This is a genomic window from Micromonospora sp. NPDC051300 (assembly GCF_044455315.1).
Lineage (GTDB): Bacteria > Actinomycetota > Actinomycetes > Mycobacteriales > Micromonosporaceae > Micromonospora > Micromonospora robiginosa.
Genome location: NZ_JBITEP010000001.1, coordinates 56,432 through 70,468, shown reverse-complemented (window position 1 = coordinate 70,468; position 14,037 = coordinate 56,432). Strand labels below are relative to the sequence as shown.

Sequence of the window (14,037 nt, the reverse complement as noted above, 5' to 3'; positions counted from 1 at the left end):
CGGTGTCCGGGGTCTCGGTGGAGCGTCGGGTCACTCGGCGGCCGGGCGGGTCCGCTTCGTGGTCTTCGGCAGCTTCGCCGACGGCGTGTCGGCGGTGGCCCGGGCGGCGGTCGCCTTGGTGGCCCGGGTCCGCTTCACGGCGGCCGGCTTGGCGGCCACCGCCTCGGCCACCTCGGCCGGGCTGGGCGCCTCGGTCTTCGCGGCCACCGTCTTCGGGGCGGCCACCGGGGTGGTCTCCTCGGTCGCCTCGATGTCGGCGTTCACCGTGTCGGCGGCCTCCAGCACGCCGGCGCCGACGACCCGCTCACCGCGGGCGACCAGCTCGGCGTACGCGGCCAGGGCGCGCTCCTGCGCGGCGTAGGCGCCGGACACCACGGCGGCGGCGTTGCGGGTGGCGGTCTCGCGGAGCTTGTCCAGGTTGGCCGCCTGGCGGAGCTGGTCGAGGTCGGTCGTCCGCAGCGTGTCGGTGGCCTTCTGGCGCAGCTCGTAGCCGGTGCCGACGGCCTTGCCGCCGAGGTCGGTGACGACCCGGGTGCTGAGGCCGCTGACCACGGTGGGCAGCTTGCGGAGCTGCTCCAGGGCCAGTTCGCCGGCGCCGGCGGCGGCGTAGAGGGGGGCGGGGATGCGGTTGGTCTTCGGCTGGGTCATGACTGTTCCTCCTCGGCCGCACCGGCGGCCTTCCGGGCCGCCCGGCGGGCGGTCGTGCGTTCTTCGGCGGCGGTGGTCGGTGCGGGCGCGGTGCCCGCCTCGGTGACGGCGACCGATTCGAGGACCGCCTCGGTCGGGGTGCCGTCGGGCGTCACGGGGCCGGTCGCGGCCGGCGCGACGGTGGCCGGGGCCTCGGGCGCTGCGGTCGGGCCGGTGGGCTCCGCCAGGGCCGGCTCGGTCTGCTCCGCCGGGGCGGTGGCGCCGGTCGCCTCGGCGAGGCGCGCGTTCTCGCGGCGGAACGTCTCGTAGATCTGGGTGAGCGACTGCTTCTGGGCCATGGTCAGCTCGCTGTCGACCGCGATGGCCGCGAGCACGCCCTGGCCCTCCTTGTCGTCGAGCAGCCCGGCCCGCAGGTACATGGCCGGGGTGGAGACACGAAGCGCGCTGGCGAGTTGCTGGAGCACCTCGGCGCTCGGCTTGCGCAACCCGCGCTCGATCTGGCTCAGGTAGGGATTGCTGACGCCCGCCTGCTCGGCGAGCTGACGCAGCGAGATCTTCGCGTTGCGCCGCAGGTCGCGAATGAACCCGCCGACATCGGGAAGGTCCTTGCTGGTGGCCATGACTCCACCGTAACGCGGCCTGCTAGCTGCTGCAAGCAAAGTGCTAGCCAGAGTTAGCGACGTCACGACAAGCCGGTTGCGGGCCGGAAATCCGGTCCGTACCGTCCCATCCGTGACCAAGATCGAGATCAACGGCGCCCGCCTCGCGTACGACGAGGCCGGCGCCGGCAACGTCGTGGTGCTGCTGCACGCCGGCATCGCGGACCGGCGGATGTGGCGCGCCCAGGTGCCGGCGCTCGCCGAGCGGCACCGGGTGATCATCCCGGACCTGCGCGGTTACGGCGAATCGGAGCTGCCGACCACCCCGTTCGCCCACCACGACGACGTGATCGGCCTGCTGGACGCGCTCGGCGTCGAGCGGGCCGCGCTTGTCGGCTGCTCGTTCGGCGGACGGGTCGCGGTGGACACCGCGCTGGCCCACCCGGAGCGGGTCAGCGCGCTGGCGCTGTTCGGCGCGCCGGTCTCCGGCCACGAGTGGTCCGAGGAGACCGAGCAGCTCTGGGAGGACCTGGTCGGCGACGTGGATCCGGAGGACTTCGCGGCCACGGCCGCCGGCGAGGTGCGGTTCTGGGTGGTCGGCCCGAACCGGCAGCCGGCGGACGTCGACCCGGAACTGGTCCGGTTCACCGAGGAGATGGACCGCCGGGCGCTCGCCGCCGAGCAGGCGCTCAGCGCGATCGAGGTGGGCGAGTTGGACCCACCGGCCGTCGACCGGCTGCCCGAGCTGCGCATGCCGGTGCTCGCCGCCGCCGGTGCCGACGACCTCCCCGACATCCGCCGCCTGGCCGATCGCATCGCCGCCGAGGCCCCGCAGGGCCGACGCCTCCCCGACATCCCCGACGCCGCCCACCTGCTCCCCCTGGAGCGCCCGACCCCGACCAACGCCGCCCTCCTCGACTTCCTCCCCTGACGTCCCCGCCCCAACCCGGCGATCTTGCAGTTACTGCCCCGGCGAACCGGACACGGCGGGCGAAATCGAGGGCCGGAAACGCAAGATCGGCGGGGGGTGTCACCAGAGGGGGCGGAGGGCTCCCACGGGGAGGCCGCCGCCCAGGAGAGGCAGTTCGGCGTACTCGGTGAGGATGGGGGCACGGACGTCCAGGCGGGCCAGGGCCGAGGTCAGCACCGGCATCCGCGCGCGGGCCGCGCCGTCGTCGATCTTCAGGGCGACCGCGCCGACGCCCGGGACCGCCGCCGCCATCACACCCTCCGCGCCGATCTTGGCCAGCAGCCCGGGTACGCCGCGCATCAGCCGGGTGTCGTCGGCCTGGGTGCCGCCGACCATCTCCGGGTACGCCCGCATCGCGTCCGCCACGGTCCGCTCCGCGGTCCCCGGCTCGGCGCTGACCAACCGGAGGAAGGCGCGCGCCAACCCGGTCAGCGAGAGGGCGTGCACCGGCGCGCCGCAGCCGTCCACACCGATCGCTGCCGCCCGCTCACCGGCGAACTCCTCCACGGTGGCGGTCAGCCGCTGCTGGAGGGGATGCTCCGGCCGCCAGTAACCGTCAAGCGACCAGCCGGCGGCCAGACAGGTGCGCAGCATGCCGGCGTGCTTGCCCGAGCAGTTCATCAGCACCCGCGACGGTCCCCCGCCGGCCCGCAGCACCGCCTCCCGGGCGGCCTCGCCGAACGGCAGGTCCGGCGGGCAGTGCAACGCGTCCTCGCCCAGCCCGGCGTCCCGCAGCAACGCGCCGACCCGCTCGACGTGGAACTCCTCGCCGGCGTGGCTCGCGGCGACGAGCGCCACGTCGGCCGGGTCGGTCAGCGGCAGCCCGGCCCGGAGCATGCCGATCGCCTGCATCGGCTTGTTCGACGAGCGGGGAAAGATCGGCGAGGCGACGTCACCGGCCCCGGAGACCGGCGAGCCGGCGGCGTCGAGCACCACCACGGAACCACGGTGGACGCCCTCCACGAACCCGGACCGGACCACCTCGGCGAGCGGCACGCCGCCCTCGTACGTCTTTCCCACAAGATGGACGGTACCGACGGGACGCGGCCGGCCCGCAGCGGGGTGACCTGCGACGTCGGCCCCGGCCGTACAGGGGCGGGCGCTCGTGTGCCGCTTACACGCCGAGCAGCGTGCGGGCCTGGGCGGTGGTCAGCGGCGGACGCTGGGCGAGCTGGGCGAAGCCGACCGCCCGCGCGACGAGCTGCATGTTGGACTCCACCCGGCGGCCCTTGGCGTAGGTGACCGTGTCCTCCATGCCGACCCGCAGGTGGCCACCGGTGGAGAGCGAGGCCAGCATCACCGGGATGGTGCTGCGGCCGATGCCGGTGGCCGAGAACGTGGTGCCCTCCGGCAGGTCGCGCAGCATCTGCTGGGCGGCCACCAGGGTGGCGGTGGTGCCCGGCATGCCGCCCGGCACGCCCATCACGAAGTCGACGTGGACGTGCCCGCCGTGCGGCAGGCCGTACTTGCCGAGCAGCCGCTGCAACGCGGTGAGGTGGCCCAGCTCGAAGATCTCGTACTCGGGGACGACGCCGCGCTCTTGCATCCGGGTGTGCAGGTCGACGATGAACTCCCACCGGTTGAGGAACACGTCGTCGCCGAAGTTGACCGTGCCCATGGTGCAGGAGGCCATGTCCGGCGCGGCGTCGAGCACGGCGAGCCGGTGCGCCTCCGGGTCGGTCACCGCGCCGCCGGAGGAGAGCTGGACGATCAGGTCGGTGCTCTCCCGCAGCGCCGTCACGGTGTCCCGCAGCCGCCCCTGGTCGAGCGTGGGCCGCGCCTCGTCGTCGCGGATGTGGACGTGGATCACGGCGGCGCCGAGCGCCTCGCACTCCTTGGCGGTCAGCAGCAGCTCGTCGAGCGTCACCGGCAGCGCCGGCACCTCCGCCTTGGCCGACTCCGCGCCGGTGGGGGCAACCGTGATCAACGTCCCTGTCGTCATGCCCCGGATCCTAGACCGCTCCCCGACCGCAAGTCTTCCCGCGTGAGGGGTGCCAAGCGGGGGCCCTTCCTCTGCCGGAGGCGTTAAGAAGGGGCCCTTCCTTAACTGTCGACGGCGGCGGCGCTGTCGCCCACCATCAGGCGGGCGTCGTCGGGGGTGTTGCGCTTCAGCACGGCGAGCGCGATCTGGCCCAGCTCGTAGTGGTGCACGGCGGTGCCGACGAACCCGATCGTCCGGCCGTCCACCGTCACCGGCGTACCGGCGGCCGGCGGCTGGTCGCTGGCGATGCCGTCCAGGTGCAGCAGCGCCAGCTTGCGCGGCGGCCGGCCCAGGTTGTGCACCCGGGCCACCGTCTCCTGCCCCCGGTAGCAGCCCTTGTCCAGGTGCACGGCCGGGGCGATCAGGTCCACCTCGGCGGGGATGGTCCGGTGGTCGGTGTCCACCCCGACCCGGGCCCGGCGGGCGGCCACCCGCATCGCCTCGTACGCCCACAGCCCGGCCACCGGCACGCCCGCGTCGCGCAGCCGCGCCACCACCTCGGCCATCGCGGGACGGGGCACCAGCAGGTCGACGCCGAGCGCCACCCGCCGGGCCCAGCCCCCGGACGGCAGCGGCGCGACGTCGTACACCACGGAGGGCCGCGCGGGCAGCTCGCCGGTGCGGAACTTGGGGCCCGGCACCCCGAGCAGTTCGGGCGCGGCCAGCTCGCCGACGCCCAGCGTGGCGACCGCGCCGGCGGCCTCCGGCCCGACCAGCGACAGCAGCGCGTGCCCGGCGGTGGCGTCGCGCGGGTCGACCTTGCTGAAGAACCGCATCTTCTCCAGGTACGACAGGAGGCCGGCGGTCATCCCCGGCTCGGTGTCCAGCCAGGTGGTCTCGCCGTCCTCGGCGACGAGCGCGTGCTGCTCCACGTGCCCGTTCGGCGAGAGCACCAACAGCTCGGTGCCCTGCCACGGGGCCAGCGCGGCCAGGTGCTGGCTGGTCAGCGTGTGCAGCCAGCCGATCCGCTCCTCGCCGGGCACCGCGACCACGCCCCGGTGCGACCTGTCGACCAGGCCCACGCCGGTGGCCAGGACGCGCTGTTCGCGCATCGGGTCGCCGTAGTGCGCGGCCACCGGGGCCACCCCGGCCGCCCGGTGGGCCGGCTCGGGCTGGTCCCGGGTCTGCTCGTCGATGGCGTCGGTGGTCACCGCGCCGGCGATGTCGATCATGTGGTTTCCCCGTCCTGTGCGCACCGGCCGCAGACCCCGAAGAGCGCCACGTGCCCGATGTCGACCTGGAAGCCGCGCTGCCCGGCCAACTGGTCGGCGAGCGGCCGGAGCATCTCCGGGGAGATCTCGTCGATCGCCCCGCACTCCCGGCACACCAGGTGCACGTGCTGGTGCTCACCGGCCGCGTGGTAGGTCGGCGAGCCGTGCGAGAGGTGGGTGTGGGTGACCAGGCCGAGCCGTTCCAGCAGTTCCAGCGTGCGGTAGATGGTGGTGATGTTGACCCCGGCCGCGACCTCACGGACCGCCGTGTGCACCTGTTCCGGGGTGGCGTGCCCCAGCTCCAGGACGGCCCGCAGGACGAGTTGCCGCTGCGCCGTCAGCCGCAGCCCGCGCGAGCGGAGCAGTTCCGCGAGGGAGGATTCGGACACCCTCCGATCATAGTTCGGCCGTCGCACCGCTCCGGTCAGCCGGCCACCCGGACGAGGCGGGCGGAGAGGTGCGGGCTGAGCGGGTGGCCCATGGCGGCCATCTCCTGCGCGTAGAGCAGGGCGCCCTCGACGATGCCGAACAGCCGGGCGCCGGCGGTGACCTCCTTGGCCGTGGCGGTGCGGACGACCGCGTCGGTGGAGAACTCGATCTGGGTGCCCTTGCGCTTGCCGATGTGCAGCTCCATCACGCCGGTCGGCACGCTCATCAGCGCCTCGATCTCGTCGGTGACCCGCTCGCCGTCCAGCACCGGGCGCCACCAGCCGATCTCGCGGCCGGCCGGGCGGACCGGGCGGCTCTGCTCGTCCAGGATCCAGGCCCGCGACTCGTAGTGCAGGAACGGCCGGCCGTCGTGGCTGATCCGGATCTCCTGCGCGAAGTCGAAGTCGTCGATCGTCGGGAAGCCGCCCCGGCCCCGGCCCCGCCACACCCCGATGTACGGCAGCAGCCCGTCCAGGCTGGGGTGCAGCTTCGGGCCGACGCGCAGGTCGTGACTCTCCTCGTACGGGTACTCCTCGACCGGGGGCGCGTTCAGCCACGGCGGCTGGAGCGGGTTCTCACTCACCATTTACCTCTTGCGATTCGCACGGCGACGTAGACCAGGCCACCGGCGAGCGCGCCCAGGCCGGCGACCAGCAGGCTGACGAACCCGATCTCGGTAACCATCCGGGCCATCCTATGCTGGGCGGCATGACGCGCACTCTCGTCGTCAAGGCCACCGCCGGGGCGGACGCCCCGGAACGATGCGCCCAGGCGTTCACCGTCGCCGCCACCGCGGCCGCCGCCGGGGTGGACGTGTCGCTCTGGCTGACCGGCGAGTCCACCTGGTTCGCGCTGCCCGGCCGGGCGGAGTCGTTCGAGCTGCCGCACTCGGCGCCGCTGGGCGAGTTGCTGCACGTGATCCTGACCACCGGGCGGGTGACCGCCTGCACCCAGTGCGCGGTTCGACGGGACATCGGCCCGGACGACGTGCTTCCGGGTGTCCGGATCGCCGGGGCGGCGGTCTTCGTCGAGGAGGCGATGGCCGAGGGCGCGCAGGCCCTGGTCTACTGAACCACCCACCGGGTTGTCCATTCTGCCCGGTGCGCCGATCCTGACCCGATATGCCGGGACCCCGCCTACCATTCGGATGTGAGTGAGGCGATCGAACGGTTCTTCGCGTCGTTGCCGGCGCGCGCGCCCGCCCTGTTGCGCAGCCCGGTCGGCGGCACCCTCCGGATCGACCTCGCCGACGGCAACCACACCGAACACTGGTACGTGACGCTGGCGCCCGGGTCGGCCCGGGTGAGCCGGCAGGAGGAGGGTGCGGCGGATGCCATCCTGACCGTCGGCACCCAACTCTTCGAGGCACTGGTCACCGGCCGCGAGGCCGCGCTGGCGGTGGTGCTGCGCAACGAGGCCACGTTCGGCGGGCACGTGGTGCTGTTCCTGGCACTCCGCCGCTTCCTGCCCGACCCGCCCGGGGCCCGTGACCCGCGAGAGACCGCCCGCGAGCACGTCCGGCGGTCGGCGTGAAGGAACGGGTGAGCATCCTCGACGGCAACACCTTCCTGGTCAGCGACCGGCGTGGCAACATCGAACCGTCGTACGACTTCCCCACCGGGCTGTTCTCCTTCGACACCCGGTTCCTCTCCACCTGGGTCCTCTCCCTCGACGGGCAACTGCTGCACGCCCTCTCCATCGACGACGCGCTGTCCTACAAGACCCGGTTCTTCATGGTCCCCGGCGAACCGACGCACTACCTGGACGCGGAGGTCTCGGTGATCCGCAGCCGCTCGATCGGCGGCAGCTTCGACGAGGAACTGACCCTGCTCAACCACGCCGAGCAGGAGAAAGAGTTCCGCCTCCGGCTCGACATCGGCTCCGACTTCGCCGACCTCTTCGAGATCAAGCACAAGCGGGAGAAGAAGGGTCGCACCACGCCGACCGTGGCGGAGAACAGCCTCCGGCTCACCTACCGCCGGCAGGGCTTCCACCGAGAGGCGCGGATCAGCAGCACCGCCCCGGCCGAGGTCGACCAGAACGGGATGACGTTCCGGATCCGCATCCCGGCGCACGGCGAGTGGACCACCCGGCTGCACGTCGCCACCGTGATCTACGGGGCGCGGGGCGAGGACATCCGCGCCACCCTGCCGCTCGGTGGGCACCGCTCGGTGGCGGCCATCGAGGCCGAGCAGACCGCGCTCGTCGAGCACGCGCCCAAGCTGGGCTGCGACTGCGAGCCGCTCGCCGGGGCCTACCGGCGCAGCCTCAACGACCTGGCCGCCCTCCGGTACGAGTCGATCACGCTCGGCGTCCGGCTGGTCGCCGCCGGCCTGCCCTGGTTCATGACGTTGTTCGGCCGGGACAGCATCTTCACCTCGCTCCAGATCCTGCCGTTCCTGCCCGAGATGATCCAGCCGACCATCCTCATGCTCGCCGGGTTGCAGGGCGGCCGGATCGACGACTTCCGGGACGAGGAACCCGGCAAGATCCTGCACGAGCTGCGGTACGGCGAGACCGCCGGCTTCGAGGAACAACCGCACTCGCCCTACTACGGCGCGGCCGACACCACCGCGCTCTTCGTGATCCTGCTCGACGAGTACGAGCGGTGGACCGGGGACACGACGCTGGTCCGCCAGCTCGAACAGGAGACCCGGGCGGCGCTGGCCTGGCTCGACACGTACGGGGACCTGCTCGGCACCGGCTACGTCTGGTACATGACCCGCAACCCGGAGAGCGGGCTGCCGAACCAGTGCTGGAAGGACTCCCCCGACGGCATCTCCTACTCCGACGGCCGGCTGCCGCCGTTCCCCCGGGCCACCTGCGAGCTACAGGGGTACGCGTACGACGCCAAGCGCCGCGGCGCCCGGATGGCCCGCGAGCTGTGGGGCGACCCGGCGTACGCGGACCGGCTGGAACGCGAGGCCGCGGCGCTGAAGGAGCGGTTCAACCGCGACTTCTGGATTCCCGAGCGGGAGTACTACGCGCTGGCCCTGGACCCGCAGGGGCGGCACGTGGACGCGCTCGCCTCCAACATCGGCCACCTGCTGTGGAGCGGCATCGTCGACGAGTCCCGCGCCCCGGCGGTCGCCGCGCACCTGCTCGGACCGCGCCTCTTCTCCGGCTGGGGGGTCCGGACGCTCGCCGACGACCAGGGCCGCTACAACCCGATCGGCTACCACGTCGGCACGGTGTGGCCGTTCGACAACTCGATCATCGCCTGGGGCCTGTGGAGGTACGGCTTCCGGGAGGAGGCCGGCCGGATCTGCGACGCGATGCTCAGCGCGTCCCGCTACTTCGACGGGCGGCTCCCGGAGGCGTTCGCCGGCTACGAGCGCGGCCTCACCGACTATCCGGTGGAGTATCCGACCGCGTGCAGCCCGCAGGCCTGGTCCGCCGGCACGCCACTGCTTCTGCTGCGGGTGATGCTGGGGCTGGAGCCGCAGGGCGAGCACCTGATCATCGACCCGGCGGTGCCGCCCGGGATGGGTCGGGTGGAGCTGCTCGACATCCCGGGCCGGTGGGGTCGGGTGGACGCGCTGGGCCGCAGCCGCACGGCCGACGAGGGCCGCCGGCCCTGAGGCCCGCGCCGGCTCAGGCCGGACAGGACGTGGTGACGGCCACCCGGACCCGCTCGCCGGCCCGCTCCGCCAGCACCGCCGGGTCGCCCTCCCGGGCGTACCTGTCGAGGGAGTCCACCACCGGCGCGGCGCCCGCGCCGAACGCGGGGGCCAGCCGCTGGTCAGCCGGCGCGGCCGCCTCGGCCCGGGCGGTCCGGGTGGTCCCGCCACCGGGGCAGGGCGCGGTCAGCACCTGCACCGACCCGGTCGCGCCACCCCAGCGGCCCAACACGCGGGCCAGCGCGGCGGACTCCCCGGCGGCGTCGGCGGCCGGCGGCCGGTAACCCGCACCGACCGGGCGGCAGCCGGTGGCGGCGGTCAACAGCACCCGCCCCGGCCCGCCGGGCCGGCCCTCGACCGCCACGAAGTCGCCGGCGTCCGCGCGCAGCAGCGGCTCCCCGTCGTACGTCGAGACGCCCGCCCGCCACCGGGCCGGCAGCCGGTCGGCCACCTGGCGCAGCGCGGCGCGGGCGTCGTCGCCGGCGGTCGCCACCTCGATGCCGCGTTCCAGGTCCGCGCCCCGTTCCAGCGGGGTCACCCGGCAGTCCCGCGTCAACCGGTCGGGCAGCAGCGCCGGCACCCCGGCCGTCCCGATCGCGGCGCTCAGCTCGCCGATCGCCCGGTCCACCACCGGACCGGCCTGGTCCAGCGAGCGCTGCTCCTTGACGGTGGGCGGGTCGTTGCGGACCGACCACCAGGTCAGCCCGGCGAGCAGCACGGCCCACACCACCGTGGCGACCACCAGCCAGCGCTGCCGGCGGCTGCCGGTCGGCTGCTGGTCGGGACGGGACGGCGGGGCGTACCCCGGCGGGACGGCGCTCACCGGGCCATGGTGTCACGCTCCGGCGACCCGCCCGGCACGACCCGGCGCGCGGGCCCGCTGCGTACGGCTGCACGTTCTGAGCCGGCAACGGCTCGGGCCGGCCACCCGTGGACTGGGATGACCGGCCCGAGCCGATGCACGTTGTTAAGCGGGGGCCCCGCCTATGCCGAGAGCGTTAACAAGGGGCCCTTCCTTACACCTTCACGGTGACGGTGACCTCGTTGATGCCGCGGGCGGCGGCGACCGTGGTGTCGCCGTTGCCGTGGCGGGAGAGCGCCCGCAGGGTCCACGAGCCCGGCGCGGCGAAGAACCGGAACTGACCGGTCGGGGACGTCACCACCTCGGCGGTGAACTCGCCCGTCGAGTCGAGCAGCCGGACGTACGCGCCGGGCACGGCCTCGCCGGACTCGGCGAGCACCTGGCCGGTGATGACTGTCTCGTTCTCCAGGTCCAGGCTGGCCGGGAGCGGGGCGGACTGGTCCGGCGCGGCGCAGCCGGCAGCGGTCGAAGCGGTCGGAGCGGTCATGGTCACGCCTCCCCGGGCTCGTCGCCGAGCGCCACCGGCACACCGACCAGCGAGCCGTACTCGGTCCAGGATCCGTCGTAGTTCTTCACGTTGCGGTGCCCGAGCAGCTCCTGGAGCACGAACCAGGTGTGCGAGGAGCGCTCGCCGATCCGGCAGTAGGCGATGGTCTCCTTGTCGTCGTCCAGCCCGGCGGCGGCGTAGATCTTGCGCAGCTCGTCGTCGGACTTGAACGTGCCGTCCTCGTTGGCCGCCTTGGACCACGGCACGCTGATCGCGGTCGGCACGTGCCCGGCCCGCTGCGCCTGCTCCTGCGGCAGGTGGGCGGGGGCGAGCAGCCGGCCGGCGTACTCGTCGGGGCTGCGCACGTCGACCAGGTTCTTGGTGCCGATGGCGTCGACCACCTCGTCGCGGAACGCGCGGATCGAGGTGTCCGGCGCCTGCGCGACGTACTGCGTGGCCGGGCGGGTCACCGCGTCCTTCACCAGCGGGCGGGCGTCCAGCTCCCACTTCTTGCGGCCGCCGTCGAGCAGCTTCACGTCGCGGTGGCCGTAGAGCTTGAAGTACCAGTACGCGTACGCGGCGAACCAGTTGTTGTTGCCGCCGTAGAGGACGACGGTGTCGTCGTTGGCGATGCCCCGCTCGGAGAGCAGCGCGGCGAACTGCTCCTGGTTGACGAAGTCCCGCCGGACCTGGTCCTGGAGGTCGGTCTTCCAGTCGAGCTTGATCGCGCCGGCCAGGTGGCCGGTGTCGTAGGCCGAGGTGTCCTCGTCGACCTCGACGAAGACGACGCCCGGGGCGTCGAGGTTCTTCTCGGCCCACTCGGCCGAGACGAGTGCGGTGTCGCGACTCATCAGATCACTCCCTGGTGAGGATGGGTGGTGAGCCTGCGCGCGGAGATCGAAGTCGGTGGCTGTCGCACCACGCGCGGGACCCAGAGCTAGGAACGGATCACGGGTACGTGCGACGGCGCCGCTGCCGGGCGTTGAGGGGGGTTGGACCCTTGGTGCCGTGGCCGCTCAGGCGGCCGGAGACAGCCCCGCCGTCAGATGACGGGGCGACACAGGCAGGTGGCCACGCGGCACAGGTCGACCGCGCGCCGTTTGGTGAGGTGGGTCCCCATGGGGTGGGACACTACCAGCCGGACCGGCATGTGGGCACCGGCCCGACCAGCATGCGAGATGCGAGATCAGCCGGCGGAGTTGATCCGGCAGGCCGGCTTTCAGCCGGCGGAATTGATGGGGACGTCCTTGGCGTCCGCGGTGACCACCAGGCCCTCCGGACGCGGCTCCACCTTGCGCAGGTTGAGCTGGAACGGCAGCTCCGGCAGCGGCACGTCGATCGAGATGCTCTTGGCGTAGTTGGACAGCAACGTGCGCGCCAGCGCCACGTTCGGCAGGCCCTCGGCGGTGAGGTCGTTGAAGCGCAGCGCCACCTTGCCGCCGGCCACGGTCACGTCGGCGGTGCCGTTCACGGTCAGCTTGATGCCGAGGATGTCGGCCGGGGCGGTGACCGTCAGCTTGCCGTCGCGCTCGCCGAGCTTGAGGCCGGGCCGCTTGATCAGCTCGGCCAGGCTGTCGTAGGTGACGGTGCCCCGCCCGTCGACGGTCTGGGCCACCACGTCGCCCCGGCCGGAGCGGAGCGTGTCCAGCGAGGCGGTCACGTTGCGGGCATCCACGTCCAGCTTCGGCACGTCGACCGCGCCGCCCTGCACGTTGCCCTTCACGTCGGTCAACTGGATCGAGATGTGCTCGTACTTCCCGGCCAGCACCTGGTTGAGGAACGGAAAGCCACCCACCTCGACCTTGGGCGCGGCGGACTGCGCGTCCTGCTTCGCCAGCTCCTGCCGAACCTGGTCGGCGATGGCCCGCTCGGCGACCCCGGCCGCCACCCGGTCGGCGACGACGAGCAGCCCGGCCAGCACCAGCAGCAGGACGACGAAACCGATCAGCACCTTCCGACCCCGGCGACGGGGCCGGCCCTCCGCCGGGTACGCCTCTGCCACGCCGCCTCCAGTCCTCGCCACCGACACCGCGTCTCGCGGCGCCACCGTACTTACCCGGGGCGAGACTTCTCCAATCGGGCGCTCAGAGGAAGAGCACGCACATGGCGTACGCGGCGGGCGCGGCGAGCGCGAAGCCGCCCAGCGGTCCCTGCATGTGCCGGGCCACCCACATGGTCGGCGGCTCGCCGGCCATCAGCCGGCCCGCCTCGGCGTAGCCGACGGCGAGGTCGGCCAGCACGGCGGTGGCCGCGGTGACCACGCCGACCAGCGCGGCGCTGGTCGGGGTGAAGCCGACCAGATAGCTGCCGAGCACGGCGCTGGTCAGCGTGCCGAGCATGGCGCCCACCACCACACCGGCCGCGCCGCGGGGCACCTGCGGGGCGAGCCGGGGCCACGGCGCCACCGCGTCGGTCAGCCGCGCCACCAGCAGGGCCACCCCGGCGGCGGTGAGGCAGACGGTGATCGCCTGGGTGCCTTTGGGGATCCGGCTGAGCACGATCAGCGAGGCGAACGCGACCACCCCCACCACGATGAGCAGGGTGCCGCCCAGCGAGTCGGTGACCCGGACCCGGTCCACCCGGCGGACGAGCTGCCCGAGCACGCCGAGCACGAGGCCGGCGAGCGCGGCGTAGCCGAGCGGGGCCAGGCCGGCGATGTCCGACTGCACGGCGGCGATGTCCGCGATCGCCGCGGTGCCGGCGCTGACCAGCGCGACGACGAGCAGCGCGGGCGGCCGCATGGCCATCGTCCAGGCGAGCACGTAGAGCATCTGGACACCGAAGATGACGACGGCGAACGGCAGTCGGTGCCCCGGGCCCGCCGTCTGCGCCCCGAGCACCAGGCCGGTGGCGAGCAGCGCGGCGAAGCCGGCCACGGTCAACGCCAGCGGCCGGCGGAACTCCACCGGCGGGGCCTCCTCGTCGGGCGCCTCCTCGGAGGCGTCGTCGGAGCGCCGGCCGGGGCCGCCCTTGCGGAGCCGGCGGGGGCCCTTGCGCTCCCGCCGCTCCTCCTCGGCCGGCCCGGTGCGCGGGGCGGGCGGGTAGCCAGGGGCGGGGCCGGACGGCCCGGTGGACGGGCCGTCGGCCCACGGGTCACGACCGCCGTCGCGCGAGGTGGAGGGAAACACGCCCCGATCGTGCCAGACCCGGGCGGTCCGGCGGAGGTCACGGTTTCGGCAACGTTAAAACCTGCGCCGCGTTCGAGGGCAGAAAGGGCAAACGGGAAAAGG

General features: G+C 73.5%; 18 protein-coding genes. 4 read left to right on the top strand and 14 right to left on the bottom strand.

Going from position 1 to position 14,037, the window contains the following annotated elements; genetic code table 11:
- Positions 1 to 30 precede the first annotated feature (30 nt).
- Together ACIA5A_RS00350 and ACIA5A_RS00345 are read right to left on the bottom strand one after the other, a co-directional pair.
- Entirely contained in the window at positions 31 to 648 is a 618-nt protein-coding gene (locus tag ACIA5A_RS00350; RefSeq protein ID WP_396754952.1) for a hypothetical protein, read from the bottom strand.
- Positions 645 to 1,268 carry a helix-turn-helix domain-containing protein gene (locus ACIA5A_RS00345; RefSeq protein WP_396754950.1) on the bottom strand — a complete coding sequence of 208 codons (624 nt, stop codon included), beginning with the start codon at positions 1,266 to 1,268 and terminating at the stop codon, positions 645 to 647. The genes ACIA5A_RS00350 and ACIA5A_RS00345 overlap by 4 nt, the downstream gene beginning before the upstream one ends.
- A 112-nt stretch (positions 1,269 to 1,380) precedes the next feature.
- On the opposite strand from ACIA5A_RS00345, the gene ACIA5A_RS00340 reads away from it, so the two are divergent.
- Positions 1,381 to 2,178 carry an alpha/beta fold hydrolase gene (locus tag ACIA5A_RS00340; RefSeq protein WP_396754948.1) on the top strand — a complete coding sequence of 266 codons (798 nt, stop codon included), beginning with the start codon at positions 1,381 to 1,383 and terminating at the stop codon, positions 2,176 to 2,178.
- Between the two features lie 99 nt (positions 2,179 to 2,277).
- Here ACIA5A_RS00340 and ACIA5A_RS00335 read toward each other — a convergent pair whose 3' ends face one another.
- The 6 genes from ACIA5A_RS00335 to mtfM form a co-directional block, all read right to left on the bottom strand.
- The gene (locus tag ACIA5A_RS00335) at positions 2,278 to 3,237 is read right to left on the bottom strand and encodes an asparaginase (RefSeq protein ID WP_396754946.1); all 960 of its coding nucleotides are present in this window, start codon (positions 3,235 to 3,237) and stop codon (positions 2,278 to 2,280) included.
- Between the two features lie 94 nt (positions 3,238 to 3,331).
- Positions 3,332 to 4,159 carry a 3-keto-5-aminohexanoate cleavage protein gene (locus ACIA5A_RS00330; protein ID WP_396754945.1) on the bottom strand — a complete coding sequence of 276 codons (828 nt, stop codon included), beginning with the start codon at positions 4,157 to 4,159 and terminating at the stop codon, positions 3,332 to 3,334.
- A gap of 101 nt (positions 4,160 to 4,260) precedes the next feature.
- Positions 4,261 to 5,370, bottom strand: coding sequence for a YgfZ/GcvT domain-containing protein (locus ACIA5A_RS00325; RefSeq protein WP_396754943.1), 1,110 nt, complete (start codon positions 5,368 to 5,370; stop codon positions 4,261 to 4,263).
- Positions 5,367 to 5,798, bottom strand: coding sequence for a Fur family transcriptional regulator (locus ACIA5A_RS00320; protein ID WP_396754942.1), 432 nt, complete (start codon positions 5,796 to 5,798; stop codon positions 5,367 to 5,369). The genes ACIA5A_RS00325 and ACIA5A_RS00320 overlap by 4 nt, the downstream gene beginning before the upstream one ends.
- 35 nt (positions 5,799 to 5,833) lie before the next feature.
- Complete coding sequence (locus ACIA5A_RS00315; RefSeq protein WP_396754940.1) at positions 5,834 to 6,424, bottom strand: FABP family protein; 591 nt, start codon at positions 6,422 to 6,424, stop codon at positions 5,834 to 5,836.
- Positions 6,418 to 6,522 (bottom strand): small membrane protein MtfM, encoded by a 105-nt coding sequence (gene mtfM, locus ACIA5A_RS00310; RefSeq protein ID WP_013288813.1) that lies wholly within the window; start codon positions 6,520 to 6,522, stop codon positions 6,418 to 6,420. The genes ACIA5A_RS00315 and mtfM overlap by 7 nt, the downstream gene beginning before the upstream one ends.
- Positions 6,523 to 6,534: 12 nt before the next feature.
- Between mtfM and ACIA5A_RS00305 the strand changes: the two genes are divergently transcribed.
- From ACIA5A_RS00305 to ACIA5A_RS00295, 3 genes are all read left to right on the top strand, one after another.
- Positions 6,535 to 6,909 (top strand): DsrE family protein, encoded by a 375-nt coding sequence (locus tag ACIA5A_RS00305; protein WP_396754937.1) that lies wholly within the window; start codon positions 6,535 to 6,537, stop codon positions 6,907 to 6,909.
- Between the two features lie 78 nt (positions 6,910 to 6,987).
- A complete protein-coding gene (locus ACIA5A_RS00300; RefSeq protein WP_396754935.1) occupies positions 6,988 to 7,371 on the top strand; it encodes an SCP2 sterol-binding domain-containing protein in 384 nt (127 codons plus the stop codon).
- Entirely contained in the window at positions 7,368 to 9,419 is a 2,052-nt protein-coding gene (locus ACIA5A_RS00295) for a glycogen debranching N-terminal domain-containing protein (protein WP_396754933.1), read from the top strand. Before ACIA5A_RS00300 ends, ACIA5A_RS00295 begins: the two co-directional genes overlap by 4 nt.
- Before the next feature lie 13 nt (positions 9,420 to 9,432).
- Here ACIA5A_RS00295 and ACIA5A_RS00290 read toward each other — a convergent pair whose 3' ends face one another.
- From ACIA5A_RS00290 to ACIA5A_RS00265, 6 genes are all read right to left on the bottom strand, one after another.
- On the bottom strand, positions 9,433 to 10,281 hold the full coding sequence (locus tag ACIA5A_RS00290) for a hypothetical protein (protein WP_396754931.1): 849 nt from the start codon (positions 10,279 to 10,281) through the stop codon (positions 9,433 to 9,435).
- A 193-nt stretch (positions 10,282 to 10,474) separates the two neighbouring features.
- Positions 10,475 to 10,807 carry a DUF1416 domain-containing protein gene (locus tag ACIA5A_RS00285; protein ID WP_396754929.1) on the bottom strand — a complete coding sequence of 111 codons (333 nt, stop codon included), beginning with the start codon at positions 10,805 to 10,807 and terminating at the stop codon, positions 10,475 to 10,477.
- Positions 10,808 to 10,809: 2 nt separating this feature from the next.
- Positions 10,810 to 11,658 (bottom strand): sulfurtransferase, encoded by an 849-nt coding sequence (locus tag ACIA5A_RS00280; RefSeq protein WP_396754927.1) that lies wholly within the window; start codon positions 11,656 to 11,658, stop codon positions 10,810 to 10,812.
- 191 nt (positions 11,659 to 11,849) lie between these two features.
- Positions 11,850 to 11,927 (bottom strand): Ms5788A family Cys-rich leader peptide, encoded by a 78-nt coding sequence (locus tag ACIA5A_RS00275; protein ID WP_310503780.1) that lies wholly within the window; start codon positions 11,925 to 11,927, stop codon positions 11,850 to 11,852.
- Between the two features lie 99 nt (positions 11,928 to 12,026).
- Complete coding sequence (locus ACIA5A_RS00270; protein ID WP_396754926.1) at positions 12,027 to 12,809, bottom strand: DUF2993 domain-containing protein; 783 nt, start codon at positions 12,807 to 12,809, stop codon at positions 12,027 to 12,029.
- Between the two features lie 82 nt (positions 12,810 to 12,891).
- Positions 12,892 to 13,935 (bottom strand): hypothetical protein, encoded by a 1,044-nt coding sequence (locus ACIA5A_RS00265; RefSeq protein WP_396754924.1) that lies wholly within the window; start codon positions 13,933 to 13,935, stop codon positions 12,892 to 12,894.
- Positions 13,936 to 14,037: the final 102 nt, after the last annotated feature.

Bases quoted from the DNA above. Each gene is read 5' to 3' on its own strand.
- ACIA5A_RS00350 (WP_396754952.1), bottom strand. From the start codon at position 648: ATGACCCAGCCGAAGACCAACCGCATCCCCGCCCCCCTCTACGCCGCC.
- ACIA5A_RS00345 (WP_396754950.1), bottom strand. From the start codon at position 1,268: ATGGCCACCAGCAAGGACCTTCCCGATGTCGGCGGGTTCATTCGCGAC.
- ACIA5A_RS00330 (WP_396754945.1), bottom strand. From the start codon at position 4,159: ATGACGACAGGGACGTTGATCACGGTTGCCCCCACCGGCGCGGAGTCG.
- ACIA5A_RS00325 (WP_396754943.1), bottom strand. From the start codon at position 5,370: ATGATCGACATCGCCGGCGCGGTGACCACCGACGCCATCGACGAGCAG.
- ACIA5A_RS00315 (WP_396754940.1), bottom strand. From the start codon at position 6,424: ATGGTGAGTGAGAACCCGCTCCAGCCGCCGTGGCTGAACGCGCCCCCG.
- mtfM (WP_013288813.1), bottom strand. From the start codon at position 6,522: ATGGTTACCGAGATCGGGTTCGTCAGCCTGCTGGTCGCCGGCCTGGGC.
- ACIA5A_RS00305 (WP_396754937.1), top strand. From the start codon at position 6,535: ATGCTGGGCGGCATGACGCGCACTCTCGTCGTCAAGGCCACCGCCGGG.
- ACIA5A_RS00285 (WP_396754929.1), bottom strand. From the start codon at position 10,807: ATGACCGCTCCGACCGCTTCGACCGCTGCCGGCTGCGCCGCGCCGGAC.
- ACIA5A_RS00280 (WP_396754927.1), bottom strand. From the start codon at position 11,658: ATGAGTCGCGACACCGCACTCGTCTCGGCCGAGTGGGCCGAGAAGAAC.
- ACIA5A_RS00275 (WP_310503780.1), bottom strand. From the start codon at position 11,927: ATGGGGACCCACCTCACCAAACGGCGCGCGGTCGACCTGTGCCGCGTG.